This is a genomic window from Chthoniobacterales bacterium, from assembly GCA_035274845.1.
GTDB lineage: Bacteria > Verrucomicrobiota > Verrucomicrobiia > Chthoniobacterales > UBA10450 > AV80.
In genome coordinates, this window is the sequence record DATENU010000024.1 from 269,654 (window position 1) to 286,205 (window position 16,552).

General features: G+C 60.2%; 16 protein-coding genes. 13 read left to right on the forward strand and 3 right to left on the reverse strand.

Annotation, left to right across the window (positions count from 1 at the left end; all coding sequences use genetic code 11):
• Nucleotides 1-71: 71 nt before the first annotated feature.
• From VJU77_19120 to VJU77_19130, 3 genes are all read left to right on the forward strand, one after another.
• Nucleotides 72-617, forward strand: a complete 546-nt coding sequence (locus tag VJU77_19120; protein ID HKP05469.1) for a 3D domain-containing protein — start codon at nucleotides 72-74, stop codon at nucleotides 615-617.
• Between the two features lie 80 nt (nucleotides 618-697).
• Nucleotides 698-2,695, forward strand: a complete 1,998-nt coding sequence (locus tag VJU77_19125) for a S9 family peptidase (protein HKP05470.1) — start codon at nucleotides 698-700, stop codon at nucleotides 2,693-2,695.
• Nucleotides 2,696-2,816: 121 nt separating this feature from the next.
• The gene (locus VJU77_19130) at nucleotides 2,817-3,275 is read left to right on the forward strand and encodes a hypothetical protein (protein ID HKP05471.1); all 459 of its coding nucleotides are present in this window, start codon (nucleotides 2,817-2,819) and stop codon (nucleotides 3,273-3,275) included.
• Here the strand turns inward: VJU77_19130 and VJU77_19135 are convergent.
• Entirely contained in the window at nucleotides 3,272-3,772 is a 501-nt protein-coding gene (locus tag VJU77_19135; protein HKP05472.1) for a hypothetical protein, read from the reverse strand. The two genes, VJU77_19130 and VJU77_19135, sit on opposite strands and share 4 nt — an antisense overlap.
• Nucleotides 3,773-4,023: 251 nt before the next feature.
• Between VJU77_19135 and VJU77_19140 the strand changes: the two genes are divergently transcribed.
• On the forward strand, nucleotides 4,024-4,950 hold the full coding sequence (locus tag VJU77_19140; GenBank protein ID HKP05473.1) for a glutathione S-transferase family protein: 927 nt from the start codon (nucleotides 4,024-4,026) through the stop codon (nucleotides 4,948-4,950).
• Nucleotides 4,951-5,025: 75 nt separating this feature from the next.
• Here VJU77_19140 and VJU77_19145 read toward each other — a convergent pair whose 3' ends face one another.
• A complete protein-coding gene (locus VJU77_19145; GenBank protein ID HKP05474.1) occupies nucleotides 5,026-5,580 on the reverse strand; it encodes a hypothetical protein in 555 nt (184 codons plus the stop codon).
• A 132-nt stretch (nucleotides 5,581-5,712) separates the two neighbouring features.
• Between VJU77_19145 and VJU77_19150 the strand changes: the two genes are divergently transcribed.
• The 3 genes from VJU77_19150 to VJU77_19160 all read left to right on the forward strand — a co-directional run bounded on the left by VJU77_19150 (nucleotide 5,713) and on the right by VJU77_19160 (nucleotide 9,427).
• Nucleotides 5,713-6,378 carry a DUF2459 domain-containing protein gene (locus VJU77_19150; GenBank protein ID HKP05475.1) on the forward strand — a complete coding sequence of 222 codons (666 nt, stop codon included), beginning with the start codon at nucleotides 5,713-5,715 and terminating at the stop codon, nucleotides 6,376-6,378.
• A gap of 69 nt (nucleotides 6,379-6,447) precedes the next feature.
• Complete coding sequence (locus VJU77_19155; protein ID HKP05476.1) at nucleotides 6,448-6,792, forward strand: PadR family transcriptional regulator; 345 nt, start codon at nucleotides 6,448-6,450, stop codon at nucleotides 6,790-6,792.
• Nucleotides 6,793-6,802: 10 nt separating this feature from the next.
• The gene (locus tag VJU77_19160) at nucleotides 6,803-9,427 is read left to right on the forward strand and encodes an ABC transporter permease (GenBank protein HKP05477.1); all 2,625 of its coding nucleotides are present in this window, start codon (nucleotides 6,803-6,805) and stop codon (nucleotides 9,425-9,427) included.
• Nucleotides 9,428-9,436: 9 nt separating this feature from the next.
• Here the strand turns inward: VJU77_19160 and VJU77_19165 are convergent, their stop codons facing one another.
• Nucleotides 9,437-11,281 carry a VCBS repeat-containing protein gene (locus VJU77_19165; protein ID HKP05478.1) on the reverse strand — a complete coding sequence of 615 codons (1,845 nt, stop codon included), beginning with the start codon at nucleotides 11,279-11,281 and terminating at the stop codon, nucleotides 9,437-9,439.
• A 178-nt stretch (nucleotides 11,282-11,459) separates the two neighbouring features.
• Between VJU77_19165 and VJU77_19170 the strand changes: the two genes are divergently transcribed.
• The 6 genes from VJU77_19170 (at nucleotide 11,460) to VJU77_19195 (ending at nucleotide 16,403) form a co-directional block, all read left to right on the forward strand.
• Entirely contained in the window at nucleotides 11,460-11,795 is a 336-nt protein-coding gene (locus VJU77_19170) for a helix-turn-helix transcriptional regulator (protein ID HKP05479.1), read from the forward strand.
• Between the two features lie 15 nt (nucleotides 11,796-11,810).
• The gene (locus VJU77_19175) at nucleotides 11,811-12,848 is read left to right on the forward strand and encodes a hypothetical protein (GenBank protein HKP05480.1); all 1,038 of its coding nucleotides are present in this window, start codon (nucleotides 11,811-11,813) and stop codon (nucleotides 12,846-12,848) included.
• Between the two features lie 84 nt (nucleotides 12,849-12,932).
• On the forward strand, nucleotides 12,933-14,579 hold the full coding sequence (locus VJU77_19180) for a hypothetical protein (GenBank protein ID HKP05481.1): 1,647 nt from the start codon (nucleotides 12,933-12,935) through the stop codon (nucleotides 14,577-14,579).
• Nucleotides 14,580-14,695: 116 nt separating this feature from the next.
• On the forward strand, nucleotides 14,696-14,953 hold the full coding sequence (locus VJU77_19185) for a type II toxin-antitoxin system prevent-host-death family antitoxin (protein HKP05482.1): 258 nt from the start codon (nucleotides 14,696-14,698) through the stop codon (nucleotides 14,951-14,953).
• Entirely contained in the window at nucleotides 14,950-15,210 is a 261-nt protein-coding gene (locus VJU77_19190; protein ID HKP05483.1) for a Txe/YoeB family addiction module toxin, read from the forward strand. The genes VJU77_19185 and VJU77_19190 overlap by 4 nt, the downstream gene beginning before the upstream one ends.
• Nucleotides 15,211-15,290: 80 nt before the next feature.
• The gene (locus VJU77_19195; protein ID HKP05484.1) at nucleotides 15,291-16,403 is read left to right on the forward strand and encodes an AI-2E family transporter; all 1,113 of its coding nucleotides are present in this window, start codon (nucleotides 15,291-15,293) and stop codon (nucleotides 16,401-16,403) included.
• Nucleotides 16,404-16,552: the final 149 nt, after the last annotated feature.

Sequence of the window (16,552 nt, forward strand, 5' to 3'; positions counted from 1 at the left end):
TCAAAAGAAACGCCAGGCCGGGCACGAGTCCGGCTGCAAATAGTTCGAGTCCCAAATTGCCCGAACTAACCATGAAAAGAATCCTAATCGCATTCCTCTTTCTGTTGCCCCTGGTTCCGACGACGCAAGCCACCGAACAATCGGTCCTGGCGCGCGTGACAGTTTACTGGGCCAGCGGCGGAAAAGGATCCGATCGCTGGACGCGTCAGCATATTTGCTCGACCGGCACGCGGCTGCGCGCCGGGCACTGCGCGGTCGATCCGCGCCGGATTCCGTACGGAAGCAAAGTCACGCTGCCGGATGGAACGTTGCTCGCGGTCGATACCGGCTCTGCTGTCCGCAGCCGCAAAGCGGCCCGGCTTTCCGGCCGCACGGCAATGGAACGCAACGCGATCGTGATCGATCGCTTTTTCGAGACCAAACAACAGGCGTTGAGCTGGGCGCATCGGAATCCGTATTTCATGTTTGTGCGGATCTCGCCGCCGAACATGCGAAGTGGCTCGTCGTTTGCCCAACCGCAAAAGACCACCCTGGCGGTGGAGCCGGTGGCCCAGGCGCCCGCACCCCGGCGCAGCCCGGAAGAGCGACCGAGGCGCCGGTCGAGTTGGATGCCTTAGCGAAGCACTCCAGCGCCGAGGCGCCTTCCCATATTTTTGCTTCGCCGCGCGGAGCGGATGTGTGAACATTCGCGACTCGTATGAAACGAATGTCGCTCGCTGCCGCCTTGGTCTTCCCTCCGCTCGCCGCTTTCGCCGCCGATCCGCCGGCCAAACCGCCGCTTACGCCGGCCGAGAATCTCGTTGTCGACGGGGTGCCGCCGATTCCCGGAGAACTGCCGGAACAAGTCGGGCGCTACACAGAATCGCGCGCGGCTTCGTTCCAGGACTGGCATCCGGCGCGCGCGGAAATGCTAATCTCGACCCGTTTCGCCGATACCAACCAGATCCATCAGGTCACCCAACCGGGCGGCGCGCGGACGCAGCTGACATTTTTCCCCGATCGGGTCGAGAGCGCTTCCTTCGAGCCGGCCAAGGGCGACTATCTCATTTTCCACAAGGGGACCGGCGGCGCCGAGTTCTTCCAAAATTACCGATACGATTTCGCGACGGGTAACGTCACGTTGCTGACCGACGGCAAATCGCGCAACAGCAGTCCGACCTGGAGCAACAAAGGCGATCGAGTCGCCTACTCATCAACGCGCCGCAACGGCACGGATACCGACATTTATGTCCAGGCGCCGACCGATCCTAAGACCGACCACCTGGTCGCTGAAGTAAAAGGCGGGTGGGATGTTGCCGATTGGTCGCCGGACGACAAACAGCTGCTCGCGGTGGAATTTATTTCCGTCAACGAAAGCTACCTTTGGCTGGTCGATGCCCAAAGCGGCACGAAAAAGGAAGTCACCCCGCGGCCGCCGGAAGGCGCCGAGAAAGTTTCCTATTCTGCCGCGCGTTTTGCCAAGGATGGCAAAGGAATTTTTGTGACGACCGATCGAGAATCGGAATTCCAGCGCCTCGCTTACATCGATCTCGCGAGCGGCAAACACAGTTACCTGATCCCCGAGGCGAAGTTTGACGTCGACAACTGGGACTTGAGCCAGGATGGGAAACAGATCGCGTTCGCGTTCAATGAGAATGGGTTGAGCACGCTTCACCTGATCGACGTGTCGATCGCCAACGGAACGGCCAAAGCCGGCGCGAAAAAGGAGCCAGCTTTCAATCCACCGCTGCCCGCCGCCGTCATCTCCGGCGTCCAGTTTCATCGCGATCCGAAACAGGCAATGCTCGCCTTTAGTGTCGCCGGGGCGCGGTCGCCTTCGGACGTTTACACGTGGTCGTTTGGCGGCGGGAAAAACACGACCGCCCGGTGGACGGCGAGCGAAACCGGCGGCATTCCCGCAAAGCAATTCGTAGAGCCGGAGCTGGTGAAGTGGAAAACGTTCGATGGAAAGGAGATCACGGGGTTTCTCTACAAGCCGGACGCGGCAAAGTTTCCGGGCAAACGCCCTGTCATCGTCAACATCCATGGCGGCCCGGAAGGACAATCGCGCCCGACCTACCTCGGGCGAAACAACTACCTCGTTAATGAGCTCGGCTGCGCCATCGTCTTCCCAAACGTGCGCGGCTCGGAGGGTTACGGGAAAACATTTCTAAAACTCGACAACGGCCTTCTGCGCGAAGGTTCCTACAAGGACATTTCCGCGTTGCTCGACTGGCTGCCGTCGCGGTCCGAGCTGGACTCGGGCAAGGTGATGGTGACGGGCGGTTCCTACGGCGGGTTCATGACCCTGGCAGTGGCATCAAATTACGCCGATCGAATCCGCTGCGCCCTCGATGTGGTGGGGCCGTCGAACTTCGTGACCTTTCTCAAGAACACCGAAAGCTATCGCCGCGATCTTCGCCGGGCCGAATATGGCGACGAGCGTGACCCGAAAATGGCGGAATTCCTCGAGCGCATTGCGCCGTTGAACAATGCGCAGAAAATCACCAAGCCCCTGTTCGTCGTGCAGGGCGCGAACGATCCTCGAGTGCCGAAGACGGAAGCCGAACAAATCGTGGCGACCTTGAAGAAGCAGAGCACGCCAGTCTGGTTTCTCATGGCCAAGGATGAGGGGCATGGCTTCGCCAAGAAGAAAAACGCCGACTTCCAGTTCTACAGCACAGTGCAATTCATCCGGGAATTTTTGCTGAAGTGACAAACGCGTTTTGAAAGCGCCGGTCAAACTGGGCAAGGCGGTTCTGGTAATTCAACGGCGGGAAGACACCGCCGCTCCTTGACGCGGCATCTGATTCGGTAACGACTTACGATTCAAGGTCGTGAAGCTGTTCCTCGCTATGGTTGCGGTCGTTTTCGCTGTCGCGACTAACGGACGCGCCCAGGATTTAATCCTCCCGAATCCCAAGCTAACGCCTGGCAGAGTCGCCCGCGCGGACAAGGAGCGAACCGGGGTGACCCCCGAGATGGAGCGCAAAGTCTTCGCGCGCTACCGCCTTCCCTGGTCCCGCCGGGCAGAATTCAAGATCGACCATCTCGTTCCGCTGGAACTGGGCGGAGCGGACACCATCGACAATCTTTGGCCGCAAAGTGTGCGCGCCAGACCGTATGGCGCGGATCGAAAAGAACTGCTGACAGAGGTTCTTCTCGCGCAGATCGCGAAACGGCAAATCACGCTCGCTCAGGCCCAGGAGGAAATTCGGCGGGATTGGATCGATGCCTTCATCGACCACGTCGGAATGGTTTACCTGAAGTCGGGTTTGATTCCCGCTACAGATTAGGAAGAGAATTTTCCGTAGACCGCGACGAGCGGGTACTTGCAACGATTGCTCGTCCAGTAATCGCTCACGAAACCGGTCTTGGTGCGAATAACCACATGGCCGGCCGCACCGTGGCCAAAAACAAGGACAGCCCCGATTGGCGCCGCGTACTGATCGTGAATCGGCAGTTTCTTGAATCCGTAGTTTTGCACCAACTCGTCGCCAGCCTGCGTGGCGTAATTCGTCTTCGGATAGGAATTGATCACACCAGCGTCAAAGAGCGCCTGTTTGACGTATTGCCAGCAACGCGATTTGGAGCGGGCGTTGGCTCTTTCCTGGGCGATCGTTGCGGCGCGGCGCAGCCGGGGATCAAGGCGTGAATCGACGGCCGCGTCGGGATGAACTACGGGCACATTCCAGTAGTGCCGCATGATCCGCGCGGAGGTTGGGGTGCCGTCGAAATTCCGATAATAGAAGTGAGATCTCGAGGGCGCCAGGCCCGCGGATTGCACTTCCATTGTGGTACTTATCAACGCGCAGCCAGTCAGACAAACAAACAAGAGAAAACGTTGCACGCGTCCTCTGTATGCAAACGGCGTACCACTCTGACAAGCCTTTTTTCGACCGATTAATAAACTTTTTTCGGGGCTACGGTTTTTCGACGTTTTCTGTCTGAATTGCCACAAAAATGATCAAAAACTGTAGCTTTGGCGCGCAGCTCTCCGCTTCCCGCGCTTGCACCGGTTCTTCAAAACCGGTTCGATAAATCATGGTCCAATTTCCTGACGAACAAACCAAAAGCGGTTCCTTCAAACGCCAGGAAGACGCATTCCGCGATTGGGTGAAACGCGATGGCTCGACCGCGTGGAAACCGGAACGCGACCGTTACCACCTTTACGTCTCGTTCGCCTGCCCCTGGGCTCATCGGACGATCATCCTGCGCAAACTCAAAGGACTGGAAGAGACAATCGGAATGACCGTTGTCGATCCGGTCAGGGACGAGCGCGGCTGGGCCTTTCGAGAAGGGCCCGGGCATTCGGAGGATTCGGTGAACGGTTTCAAATTCCTGAGCGAGGCTTACCAGGCGACCGATCCGGGCTACGGAGGACGCGTCACGGTTCCAGTTTTGTGGGACAAACAAACGAAACGAATTGTCAGCAATTCGGACGATGATCTGCTGCGGATGCTGAACAGCGAATTCAGCGATTTCGCGACGAACGCTTACGACTTCTACCCGCCCGATCTTCGGGCTGAAATTGAGGCGCTCAACAAGACGATTTACGAGCGGGTGAACAACGGCGTTTACCTGGCCGGGTTCGCGACCCGCCAGAAACCTTACGAACGCGCCGCGCAAAGATTATTCGAGACGCTCGACCAGCTCGAGGCGCGGCTCGGCACGGGCCGCTACTTGTTAGGCCAGCGCATGACCGAAGCGGACTGGCGATTGTTTCCGACACTCATTCGCTTTGATGCGGTTTATCATGGGCATTTCAAGTGCAACCTCCGCCGGATTGTCGATTACCCAAATCTCTGGCCGTACCTGCGCGACCTCTACCAGCACGACGGCGTCGCCCAGACGGTCAACTTCGACCATATCAAGCGCCATTATTACATGACCCACGAGCAGATTAATCCAACGCGCATTGTGCCGATCGGGCCCGCGCTGGACCTCACGGCGCCGCACGGGCGGGGGTGAGCGCAGCCGCACCGTCCCCGTACACAAGAAGGGACGGCACAGCGGCCGTCCCTCCAAATTTGATGTCCGTTCCGCTTAGCCCTTGGCGTAAACGCCAAGTAACGGGCGCTTCGACGGGGTCTTCGAAGTGAAGTCGCTCACGAAACCGTTCTTGGTCCGAATTTCGACATGGCCGGCAGCGCCGCGGGCCGTGTAAACGAGGACCGAGCCGATCGGAGCCGCGAACGGGTCGCGGATCGGGAGTTTCTTGAAACCGTAATCGCGCACCAGCTCGTCGCCGGCTTGCTTCGCCAGGGCGGTCTTGGGGCGGGCGTCGACGGCGCCGGAGGCCAGGAGCGCTTCCTTGACGTAGTGCCAGCAGCGGGACTTGGAATGGGCATGGGCCCGTTCCTGGGCGATCGTCGCGGCCCGCATCAATTTTGGGTTCACCCGCGGGTCGACCTTGGCGGTAGGATAGACGAGCTTCTTTTGCTGGTATTTATCGACAATAGGAGCCGAAACTGTCTTGCCGTTGCGATCTTTAAAGACGAACTGCGGTTCAAAATTGAGGTTGTCGGTCTTCGCCGCCGAGGCCGAAAAGACCAGGGCAAAAGCCGAAAAAACAGTGAGTAGGAGAGTAATTTTGCGCACGGAAGCGCCCCCTATGCACTCGATTGGGCCTCCTCGCAAACGATTTTTTACATTTGTTTTCATAAAAAGGCCGACAGCGTTGCCGGATCCCCCGCTATCCAGCAGGTTGTGGTCCGGTAGTCGTTGCAATCTATGCGTGGGAGTAGAAATTTCGTGGGACAAATCGGCCTGGCTTCCGTGGCTTTGGCTGCGGCCATTGTCCTAAGTGGCTGCGCCGCAACGCCCGAGCCGTGCGCGACCCCGGAAGCGGCCCAAAAGACCGTCTTTGTCGTCCACCACGGATCTCTGCACACCGGCCTGACTGTGAAACGGTCTGATATTCCCCGGGGCCATTGGCCGGCCAGCGCTGATTATGGTGACTCTAGATATATAGAGGTCGGGTGGGGCGACGAAGGCGGCTACCGCAAACCGCTCACCTCCGGCATCGCCATGAAAGCCCTGCTGGGCGATCGGCAGACGGTCCTGTTCGCCGAAGGGTTTAGCCAGCCGATCCGGCGGAAATACAGCGACCCAAAGTTCACCGTCCTGGCGGTGGGGCTGTCCGGACCAGGCCTGGCCAGCCTTTGCGACCACATCCAACAGACCTACGCCCTGAACGAAAAGGGCCAGCCAATCCGGTTGGGTGGAGGCTGGTATCGGGCCCGGGGAACCTATTCAGCTTTCAACACCTGCAACACCTGGGTCGCGCGGGGCCTGCGCGAGGCTGGTTGTCCGATCGACGACACGCTCTGCCTGACCGCGGGCCAACTGCTCGGCCGGGTCCGGCCCTTTGCGCGCGAGATTTCAACCAGGCGGTAAAGCGCGGCATCTTCTCCTATTGACAGTCTATAGGAGAGCGGTCATCCTCCCTTCCTACAGATCATCTATATGAGCAATCGCGAAGATGAATTCACGGCCGACCTTCTCCAGGGCACGCTCGATCTGCTCGTCCTCAAAGCGCTTTCGGCGCAACCGCTCCACGGGCTCGGGGTTTCGACCCGAATCAATCAGATCACGAAGGGGACGTTCGACGTGAAGCCCGGCTCGCTCTTCCCCGCCCTCCACCGGATGGAGGAAGCCGGCTGGCTCAAAGCCGAGTGGGGCGAGTCCGAAAACAAACGGCGCGCAAAGTTCTACAGCCTCACCCGGGCAGGCCGCCGCCAACTCGAAACAGAAACGCAAGACTGGCAGCGCATTTCCCTCGCGATCGGCAGCGCCTTGCGCGCGACCTGAGAAACCCAACATGCTTTCGCGTCTGCAAAGTCTTTTCCGGAACCTGACCCGGCGTGGAAAGGTCGAGCGCGATCTCGCGGCGGAAGTGGAGTCTTACGTTGAGCTGTCAGCCCAGCGAAAAATCAGGGACGGCCTGAGCGAACGCGAGGCGAGGCGCGAAGCGCTCGTGGAGTTGGGCGGCGCCGAGCAGGTGAAGGAGCTCGTCCGCGACGTTCGCGTCGGCCATCTTATCGAAACGCGACTGCAGGATGTGCGCTACGCGTATCGTAGTTTGCGCAAAGCGCCGATCTTCTCGCTCACCGTCGCGCTCGTTCTCGCACTCGGGATTGGCAGCACCGCGCTCATGTTCACGATCGTGAATGCGGTTCTGCTCAAAGGCCCGCCATTCCCGGAAGCCGACCGCCTCGTGATGCTGTGGCAGGATCTGCTGCAGGAAAAACGCGTCTCGTTCTCGCCTCGCGAATTCACGGTCTGGCGCGATCAATCGCAGCTCTTCGAAAACTTCGCCGGGATGACTGCCACAGGATTTACGATTACCGGCCGTGGCGATCCCGAGCTGGTCATTGGCCAGCAGGTCACCCCTTCCTTCTTCCCCACTCTGCGCGCCACGCCGGCACTCGGCCGCGTCTTTCTCGACGCGGAAGGCAAATCGGGCCAGGAGCACGTCGTGATTCTGAGCCACGCCTTGTGGCGGGACAAATTCGGCATGCGCCGGGATGTCCTCGGCGAAAGCGTCGTCCTGAACGGCCAGCCTTACAGCATCGTCGGGGTGATGCCGGAGAACTTCTATTTTCTTCGACGCGAAATGAAGCTCTGGGTGCCGGCGGCGTTGGACGGGCCCGTCTTCCAGGAAAACCCCGACGCGCATTTTCTGCGGGTGATTGGACGGCTCAAACCAAGCGTGACCTCGGAGCGTTTGAAAACCGAAACCGATCTGCTCGCCACCCGAGTCAACGCGCCGAATGACGATACGCTCCGGAAGTTTTACTCTCTCAGTCTCCGGGAAATGATGTCGGGCGATTTGCAGCGGCCGCTTCTCGTGCTGTTGAGCGCAGTCGCTTTTCTCCTCCTCATCGCCTGTGCGAACGTCGCGAACCTGATGCTCGCGCGGGGCAGCTCGCGGCAATCGGAAATGGCGATCCGCAGTGCGATGGGCGCGAGCCGCCGGCGTTTGATCGCGCAACTGCTCACGGAATCCGCGCTCCTGGCCGCGATCGGTGGCGCAGCCGGGATTGGCATTGCCGCTTGGGGCCTTGATGCGATCAGGGCATTCGCCACCGATAAAATGCCGGAGCTTCTCCGCAGCCAGATCGACGGCTGGGCGCTCGTTTTCGTTATCATTGTTTCAGCCGCCTCCGGAGTTGTCACCGGACTCGGCCCCGCCTTCGCCGCGTCCCGCACGAATTTGCAGGACGCTCTCAAAGGCGCGACGCGCGCGAGCACCAGTGCCAGCGCGGAACGCACCCGTCGCGTCCTCGTCTTTGCCGAGGTCGCACTCGCTTGTGTATTGCTGGTCGGCTGCGCGCTCATGCTCCGCAGCTTCGCGGCGCTCATGCACGCCGATCCCGGGTTTCGCCCGCAGAATCTCGTCGTTACTGAAACGGTCGTCATGAAGGACCGTTATCCTGACGCCGAGCACATGATTCGATTTTACCGCGAGGCGCTTGCTGCGGTCAGCACACTTCCCGGGGTTGAATCCGTCGGCGCCGTCACCCATTTGCCCTTTGGCGGGAACAGTTGGGGCAACAGCTATGAAGTTGAAGGCCAGCCCGAGCCGCCCGGCGTGCAAACGAGCGCCCAAATCCGGCCAGTCAGCCCCGGCTATTTCGCCACTCTCCAGATTCCGCTCCGGCAAGGCCGTGCCTTCACCGAGCACGACAACGAAACCGCGCCCGGCGTCGCGATCGTGAACGAAGTCTTCGCGCAACGCTTCTGGCCTAACGAAAGCCCGCTCGGAAAACGAATCCGTTACGGCCGCGATTGGCTCTCGATCGTCGGCGTGTGCGGAAGCATCAAGCACAACAGCCTCGAGGCCGCGTCCGACGCCGAAATCTATGTTCCCTACCCGCAAACCGCAGCCGGCGCCCTGACCTTCGTCGGTCGCTCGCTCAACTTCGTCCTTCGCTCGAGCGCGCCCGCCAGTGTCGCCACCTCTGCGCGGATAGCGATTCATTCCCTCGACTCCGGCCTCGTCGTGAAAGTCAATACCATGGAATCGCTCATCGACGATTCGATTGCGCAACCACGTTTCCGCACCTGGCTGATCGGCGTGTTCTCGGTTTTCGCGCTGACGCTTGCCTGCCTCGGCATCTACGGCGTCATCGCGTATCTCGTGACCCAGCGTTACAAAGAGATCGGCATCCGGATGGCGCTCGGCGCGACGCGCGCGAATATTCTTCAGCTGATTCTCGGCCGGACCCTGAAGCTCACCGTCCTCGGAATTATTGCCGGCCTCATCGCCGCCTTTTTCCTGTCCCGCTTTCTCAGCTCGATCCTGTTCGGCATCACCGTGCACGACACCGTCACCTTCGTGGCCGTGCCGCTCTGCCTGATCGCCATCGCACTCCTCGCCGGCTACCTGCCCGCTCGACGCGCCACCCGCGTCGATCCGGTCAGTTCGTTGCGTTACGAATAGCGAACAGGGTTACTTCAGCTGGACCGCGCGACTCGCTGAGCCGCCGAGGTTGCTGCGCACGGTGATGTTTTGCGGGTTCGTCGACAGCGCGAAGGCGCCGCTGTACTTACCCCCGCCGTTGTTCGTTAGCGTCCCGATGAGCTGATTTGTCGAGGTCACGAAAACTTGCAGCGTCGCAGTTGACTTCGAGCTGCTCGCCTCGACCCGGAGAGTGCTTTTGGCGCTCTCGTATTCCGCGCGGGTGATGGACACCGCGTCCGGTGCTGTGGTTGGCGGCGTCGGTGTCGGTGTCGCTGCTGGTGGCGGCGGCGTTGCTGCTGGTGGCGGCGCTGGCGTCGGCGTTGCTGTTGGCGGGGTGGTGCCGGCCGGGTAGACCGTGAGACTCGCCGCGCGCGAAATATTTCCTGCGGTCGCGGTGATCTGCACCGGCGTCACGGAACTTACTTGCCTCGGAATGATGTTGAAGCTCACAGACCTCGTGCCAGTCGAGACGGTTACGCTCGTCGGTATGCTGACGTTCGAGTTGTTGCTCCGGATTTGGACGGTCGTCGGGCTTTGCGCGGTGCCGCTGAGCGTGACAATGCCAGTGCCCCAGTTGGGGGCCACGATCGAAGTCGGGTTCATGACCAAGCTCTGTAACGTCGGAGCGGGCTGCGCTGTCGTTGACCCGGTCGTATTCAGGAAAATATCGGTGGCGCCATTTCCTCTAACCTCTAGCGCGAGGTCGGGTTTGGTGTCGCCGTTGAAATCGGCCGCGATGAGCCAGCCGCCGCCTTGATTGGTCAGCGTGCTCGGAACCGCATAGCGGACGAGGGGCCGGAACGTCCCGTCCCCGTTGCCATGGAATATGTGGATCAGCCCGCGGAGGCCGTCCGCCATTCCGCGCGCGATATCGAGGAAGCCGTCGCCATTGAAATCAGCGACCGCCTGGCCTTGTGGCGCCGAGACCGCCTCCTCGAGGATGCGGGTGAAGACGCGGAACGTGCCGTCGCCGTTGCCGAGGACGATCGCGGTGCCGTTCCCGTTGCCGAGTGGGACTGTGAGGTCTTCGATGCCGTCGCGGTTAAAGTCCGCGATGTCCACATCGTTGCTCGCGGAGAAGAGGTCGCCGCCTGGCACAAGCTGCATCACTGCCGGCGGCCCGAAAGTTCCATCACCCACTCCGAGCAGAATGGAAAGCTCCGTGTTCGACCCGCCGACGGCGAGATCTTTGATGCCGTCACGGTTGAAATCGCCGAGCGCGAATGAATAGGGGAACGTGTTGACGTCGATGTCGCGTGCCGGCTGGAAGGTCCCGTCGCCGTTCCCGATCATGAGCGTGACGATGCGAGCGCCGTGGCATGGCTCGGGTCCAAAACAATCAATGCTGTGCATGATCAGAACATCGAGTTTGCCGTCATTGTTGATGTCGCTCGCCAGGGCGTAGGGCGAGTCGAAGCCGCTCGTATTCGGGTAATACGTCGCAGGGCCGAAGGTACCGATGCCGGTGCCAGGCAGGATTGCCATGCTGAATTGCGCGTTTTGCAAGACCACCGCGAGGTCCATCTTGCCGTCGCCGTTGAAATCGCCGGCTGCGATGCCTTGCGGATAATTGACCAGCGGAAACTCGGTCTTCTGGCTGAAGGTGCCGTTGCCGTTGTTCAGCATGACCGCGGCTCCGGTCACGCCGGGGCCGGCGAGGTCGGGTTTGCCATCGCCGTTGAAATCTGCAGCAACGTGGGTGTTGCCGAGAATGGGATAGGTCTGGATGGAGAAGGTGGCGTTTTGCGCGAAGGCCTGAGCGCCCGCGCCGATCAAGGCGCAGATCGTCATTGCCAGAAATTTTTGGATGAACCGGACGGATGCTTTTTTCATAACGGGTGGCAGTTCATCTCAAAAGAATTTTCCGGCCAAGTCGTGAAATGTAACGCGATTGTTACCTTTACGAAATGGAGCCTCCCGGGCCCGACCCCAAAGAAATCCAAAATAATTCGTTGACCCGTTCTACTGTGCCATACATACTGTGTCTCACATAGTGTTTGACACCTGGTAAATGGTAACTGAACCGAATTCCGATCTCTTCGATAATCTCCGGCTGGAACTGCGCCGGGGCCTCCTCATCGTCGCGGTCCTCGCCCAACTGCGGCGGGAACATTACGGCTATACCCTCCGCAAGGATCTTGCCTCTCTCGGGATCGAGATCGACGAAGGCACCCTCTATCCGCTTCTCCGCCGTCTCGAAACCCAGGGCCTCCTCGAAAGCGAATGGCGCGAGGAAAACAACCGGCGGAAACGCTTCTACAAGCTTTCCAAGGAGGGCCGCCAAATCCTCAAACTCCTCCTGACCGAGCTCGACCAGATCAACGCTTCTCTCACCCGCATCATCTGAACCAACCACACCGTTATGTCCCTACTCGATCGCTACCTCACCGCCGTTAGATTCTGGCTCCCGAAATCTCAGCGCGACGATATCGCCGCCGAGCTCGCCGCCAATCTCCAATCCGAAATCGACGACCGCGCCGCCACCCTCGGCCGCCCGCTCAACGACACCGAGCTCGCCGCGCTCCTGAAACAACACGGCCCACCCATAGTCGTCGCCTCCCGCTACCGGGGCGAGCATCGCACCGTGAATTTCGGTCGCCAGCTCATCGGTCCGCTTGTGTTCCCGTTTTATTGGACTGCGCTAAAAGTCACCCTGGTTCTGTTGCTCATTCCTCGTCTCATTTCGACCGTCTCCCTGATTAGCGGCGGCGTTAGGATTACGGAGCTGGGCCGGACGGTGGGTCACGTCGCGTGGAATGCGTTGCCGGCCCTCCTCTTCGTTACCGCGGTCTTCGCCTTGATCGACTGGAACCTGCGGAGGTTCCATCTCCTCGAGAACTGGAGCGCCCGCTGGAAGCCGGAGAGCCTGCCTCCCGCGGAACGCCAGCAGAAACAGATTCCGCGCTCCAGTTCCATCGCCGGAATCATCTTCCATTCGCTCTTCATCCTGTGGTGGATGAGATACGCGAGCATTCCCCTGCTCGTCATAACCAAAGCCGGCGCCCAGGTTCATTTCGCTCCAGTGCTAGCCAGTCTTTATCTTCCAATCCTGGTCTCTGCGTTCCTCTGCCTCGCCCAAAATTGGATTAACCTGGTCGAACCCGGCTGGCGCTGGCTTCGGCCCTTGGTCGGAATCATTACCTCCCTGATCGGAGTTTTCATTTTTTACTCGTTGTTCAAGACTCCCGAGCTCATCACGATCACCGATCAAAACGGCATCGCGATTAGCCCGGGCGCAGCCGCGAAGCTTCACCGGCTCCTCCCCGTTATTCTGGGAAGCATCTGGCTCGCGATGCTGATCGCTGCCATCAGCTACGCATGGCAACTGATCTGGATTATCTGGAAGTCGATTCCGCGTCCGCCGGTCGCGCCCAGTGGTAAGGGCATTTCACTGGTCTAAACACAGGTTTGATCCGGGCGTTCGCCGCGCTACGAACAAGGCAGGGCTTGTCTCGTCACCGCGTCGGTTGCTAAACTCGGCCGCATGAAGACCATACGCTTGAGCTTTTTCCTGGCGCTGGCGATCTGCCTCGCCGCGCCGATCATCCGCTGTGAGACCGAGCCGCTTCGCAACGATCTCGGCACCTACACGCGCAAAATCACGACGAAAAACCCGAAGGCGCAAAAGTACTTCAATCAAGGCCTCGCCTTCCTGCACGGTTTCAATCACGCCTCTTCGATTCGTTCCTTCCAGGAGGCGGCGAACGCGGATCCGGATTGCGCGATGGCCCATTGGGGTATTGCGCTCGCGGCTGGTCCGCACATTAATTATCCGCTCGTCCCGCCGCCGATGGCCGAGCTGGCCTGGAAGGAGCTCACCCTCGCCCAGCAGCACGCCGACAAAGCTTCACCGGTCGAGCGGGATCTGATCGAAGCGCTCGGCAAACGTTACGCGAATCCGCAGCCGGAAGATCGCAAGCCGCTCGATGAAGCCTATGCGGCCGCGATGCGCGAAGTCTGGAAAAAATACCCGAAAGACCAGGATGTCGGCGTTTTCTTCGCCGAGTCAATGATGGACCTAAGTCCGTGGAACCAGTGGACGAACGACGGCAAACCGAATCCAGGCACGGAAGAAATCGTCGCGACGCTTGAGACGGTGATGAAAATGAACCCCAACCATCCGTTTGCGAATCACCTCTACATCCATGCGGTGGAAGCTTCGCAGCATCCTGAGAAGGCGGTCCCCGCGGCCAATCGTCTCCGCACCTTGCAGCCCGGTCTCGCGCACAACGTGCACATGCCTTCGCACATCGATATCCGTACGGGCAATTGGCAGAAAGCGATCGCGACGAATGCCAAGGCGATCACCGACGACCACAAATATTTTCAAACCCTGGGCAAAAACTCCTCCGGCCTCATTCCCTTCTACGCCGCGCACGATCATCACATGCTCGCGTATGCCGCGCTGATGACCGGCCAGCGCAAGCTCGCGATGGATAAAATCCGCGAGTTGGTTCGCGAAATGCCGCCGGAGTTTATGAAGGCCGCCGCCGTGAAAGCCGAGGCGTTTCTGGCTTTGCCGATGGAAGCGATGGTGCGTTTCGGCCGCTGGGACGAAGTTCTCGCCGAGCCCGACAATTATCCCGAATACGCGCCGTTCTCGCGTGCCTTCCATCACGCCGCCCGCGCGATTGCGTTCGCGGCCAAGAAGCAGCCCGAAGAGGCGCGGAAAGAACAGGCGAAATTCAACGAACTCGTGCCCGCCATTCCGAAAGAAACGGAAGTCGGCAACAACACATCCGCCGACATCGTCGCCCTCATTCAAAAGATGCTCGAGGCCGAGATCCTGGTTGCCGAAGGCAAGAACGACGAGGGCATTGCCGGACTCCAGGAAGCGCTGAAGATGGAAGACGCGCTCAAGTACGACGAGCCGCCCGCCTGGATGATCCCAATCCGTCACTCCTTAGGCGCCAATCTCATGAGGGCCGGGCGTTTCGACGAAGCCGAAGCAGTTTATCGTGAAGACCTGCGACGGCTGCCGGGTAACGGCTGGTCGCTTTACGGCCTCGCGGAAACCTTGAAGGCGGCTAAGAAACCGGAAGCCGTCGCGGTGGAAGCCAGTTTCAAAAAGGCATGGGCGAAAGCCGACACCCAGATTAACAGCTCCTGCCTTTGCCGTGCCATGAGGTGAGGTAAGGGAGCGGCGGCGACCGGGCCGCCGAGCTAAAACACGGCGGTGCCTCTTCGAGCGCTAATGCTCGCTTCCGAATTGACGCCGTGACGCGCTGGACAGTATACTGTCCAGCCATGAAGTCGATCACCTACACCGCCGCGCGGGAGAACCTTGCTTCGACCATCAACCGCGTTTGTGAAGACAATGCGCCGGTGGTGATCACGCGGAACCGCGATCAGGCGGTGGTGATGCTGTCACTTTCCGAATACGAATCCTTGGAGGAAACGGCGCATTTGCTGCGCTCGCCGGCGAACGCCAAGCGACTCCTTCGGTCCATCGACCAACTGGAGAGTGGCAAGGGAAAGCGCAAGAAGGTGAAGCTGGGCGAGTGAACCTGGTCTTCTCGGACGACGCGTGGGAGGACTATCTCTACTGGCAGGAGACGACGCCGGAGACGCTTAAGCGCATTCACCAGCTCATCAAAGACGTCAAACGCGATCCGTATCGGGGAATTGGAAAGCCGGAGCCGTTAAGGCACGCGCTGCAGGGATATTGGTCGCGTCGGATTACGGCCGAACATCGAATTGTATATCGGGTTATCGGCGGCGAGATCCGGATCGCACAGTTGCGCCACCACTACCGCCAATAAGGCGAGCGACGCCCGCCAAGCGGCGGCTACAGAAGAAGTCCGCTGGCGACAGCGGACGCTACAAGGCGCATAATCCCGCGATGGATCGCCCTTCCTTTTCTTCGACCGGTTTCCGGACCGCGTTCGTCCTCATTCTGGTGCTCGCGGTTTCGGCGTTGTTCATCGCCGTGATCTGGCCGTTTGTGAAGCCGCTGCTGCTGGCCGGGTTGCTCGCCAGTTTGTGCCGGCCGCTTTACACCTGGATCCTGGGGCTGGTTCGGGGCCGGCGCTCGCTGGCGGCGATCCTTACCCTTTTCCTTCTCTTCCTGCTCGTCGCGGGACCCCTCAGCGCCTTCGTGGGAGTGGTGGTCTCTCAGGCCGTGACCGTGAGCGAGCACGCGATCCCCTGGATACAGGGGCACTTCGGCGCGGCCAGCACGTTCAACCTGCATGATTGGCTGGTGCAACGGTTCCCCTCTCTCGCGCCCCACGTGCCCGACCAGGCCCAGCTCCTCGAAGCCATTGGCCGCGCGGTGAAGGCGATCGGCGCGTTCCTCGTCGCGGGCGCCACCCAATTCACCGCGGGCACCGCCGGCGTCCTGCTCGATTTGTTCGTGATGACTTACGCGATGTTCTTCTTCTTTCGAGACGGCTCGAAGATCGTCGACAAGATTTTTTATTACATGCCGCTCGAGCATGACGACGAAGTGCTTCTTCTCGAACGGCTGAGGTCCGTGACGCGGGCGACGATCAAGGGCACGCTGGTGATCGGCGTGATCCAGGGCACGCTGGCGGGGTTCGCCTTCTGGGTCGCGGGCATCGATGGCGCGGCCTTCTGGGGGACCGTCATGACGGTGCTTTCGATCGTTCCGGGAATCGGCGCCGCTCTCGTTTGGGTGCCGGCGGTAATCTATCTCTACATCGCCGGCCAACCGCTCGCCGCCACCCTGCTCCTGATCTGGTGCGCGGTCGTCGTGGGAACGATCGACAATCTTCTCCGCCCCATCCTGGTCGGGAAAGATGCGAAGATGCCGGACCTGCTGATTCTCGTCGGCACGCTGGGCGGATTGTTTTTCTTCGGCGCGATCGGGTTCATCGTCGGCCCGATCGTATGCGGCCTGTTCCTGACCATTTGGGAAATTTACGGCGTCACGTTCAAGTCGATCCTGCCACCGGTGGGACAGGGCGAGCGGATTAACGCCGGCCCTGAATGAGCGACGGGTTTGCTTGTCCAAGGAGCGGCGGTTTGAAACCGCCGAATCGTGCCGCTAGCCGACCTCGCTTTTTCTTAAAGACAACGGCGGTTTCAAACCGCCGCTCCTTGAGCAAGCAATTGCGCGCGCGAGAACAACGGCTCGCCGCG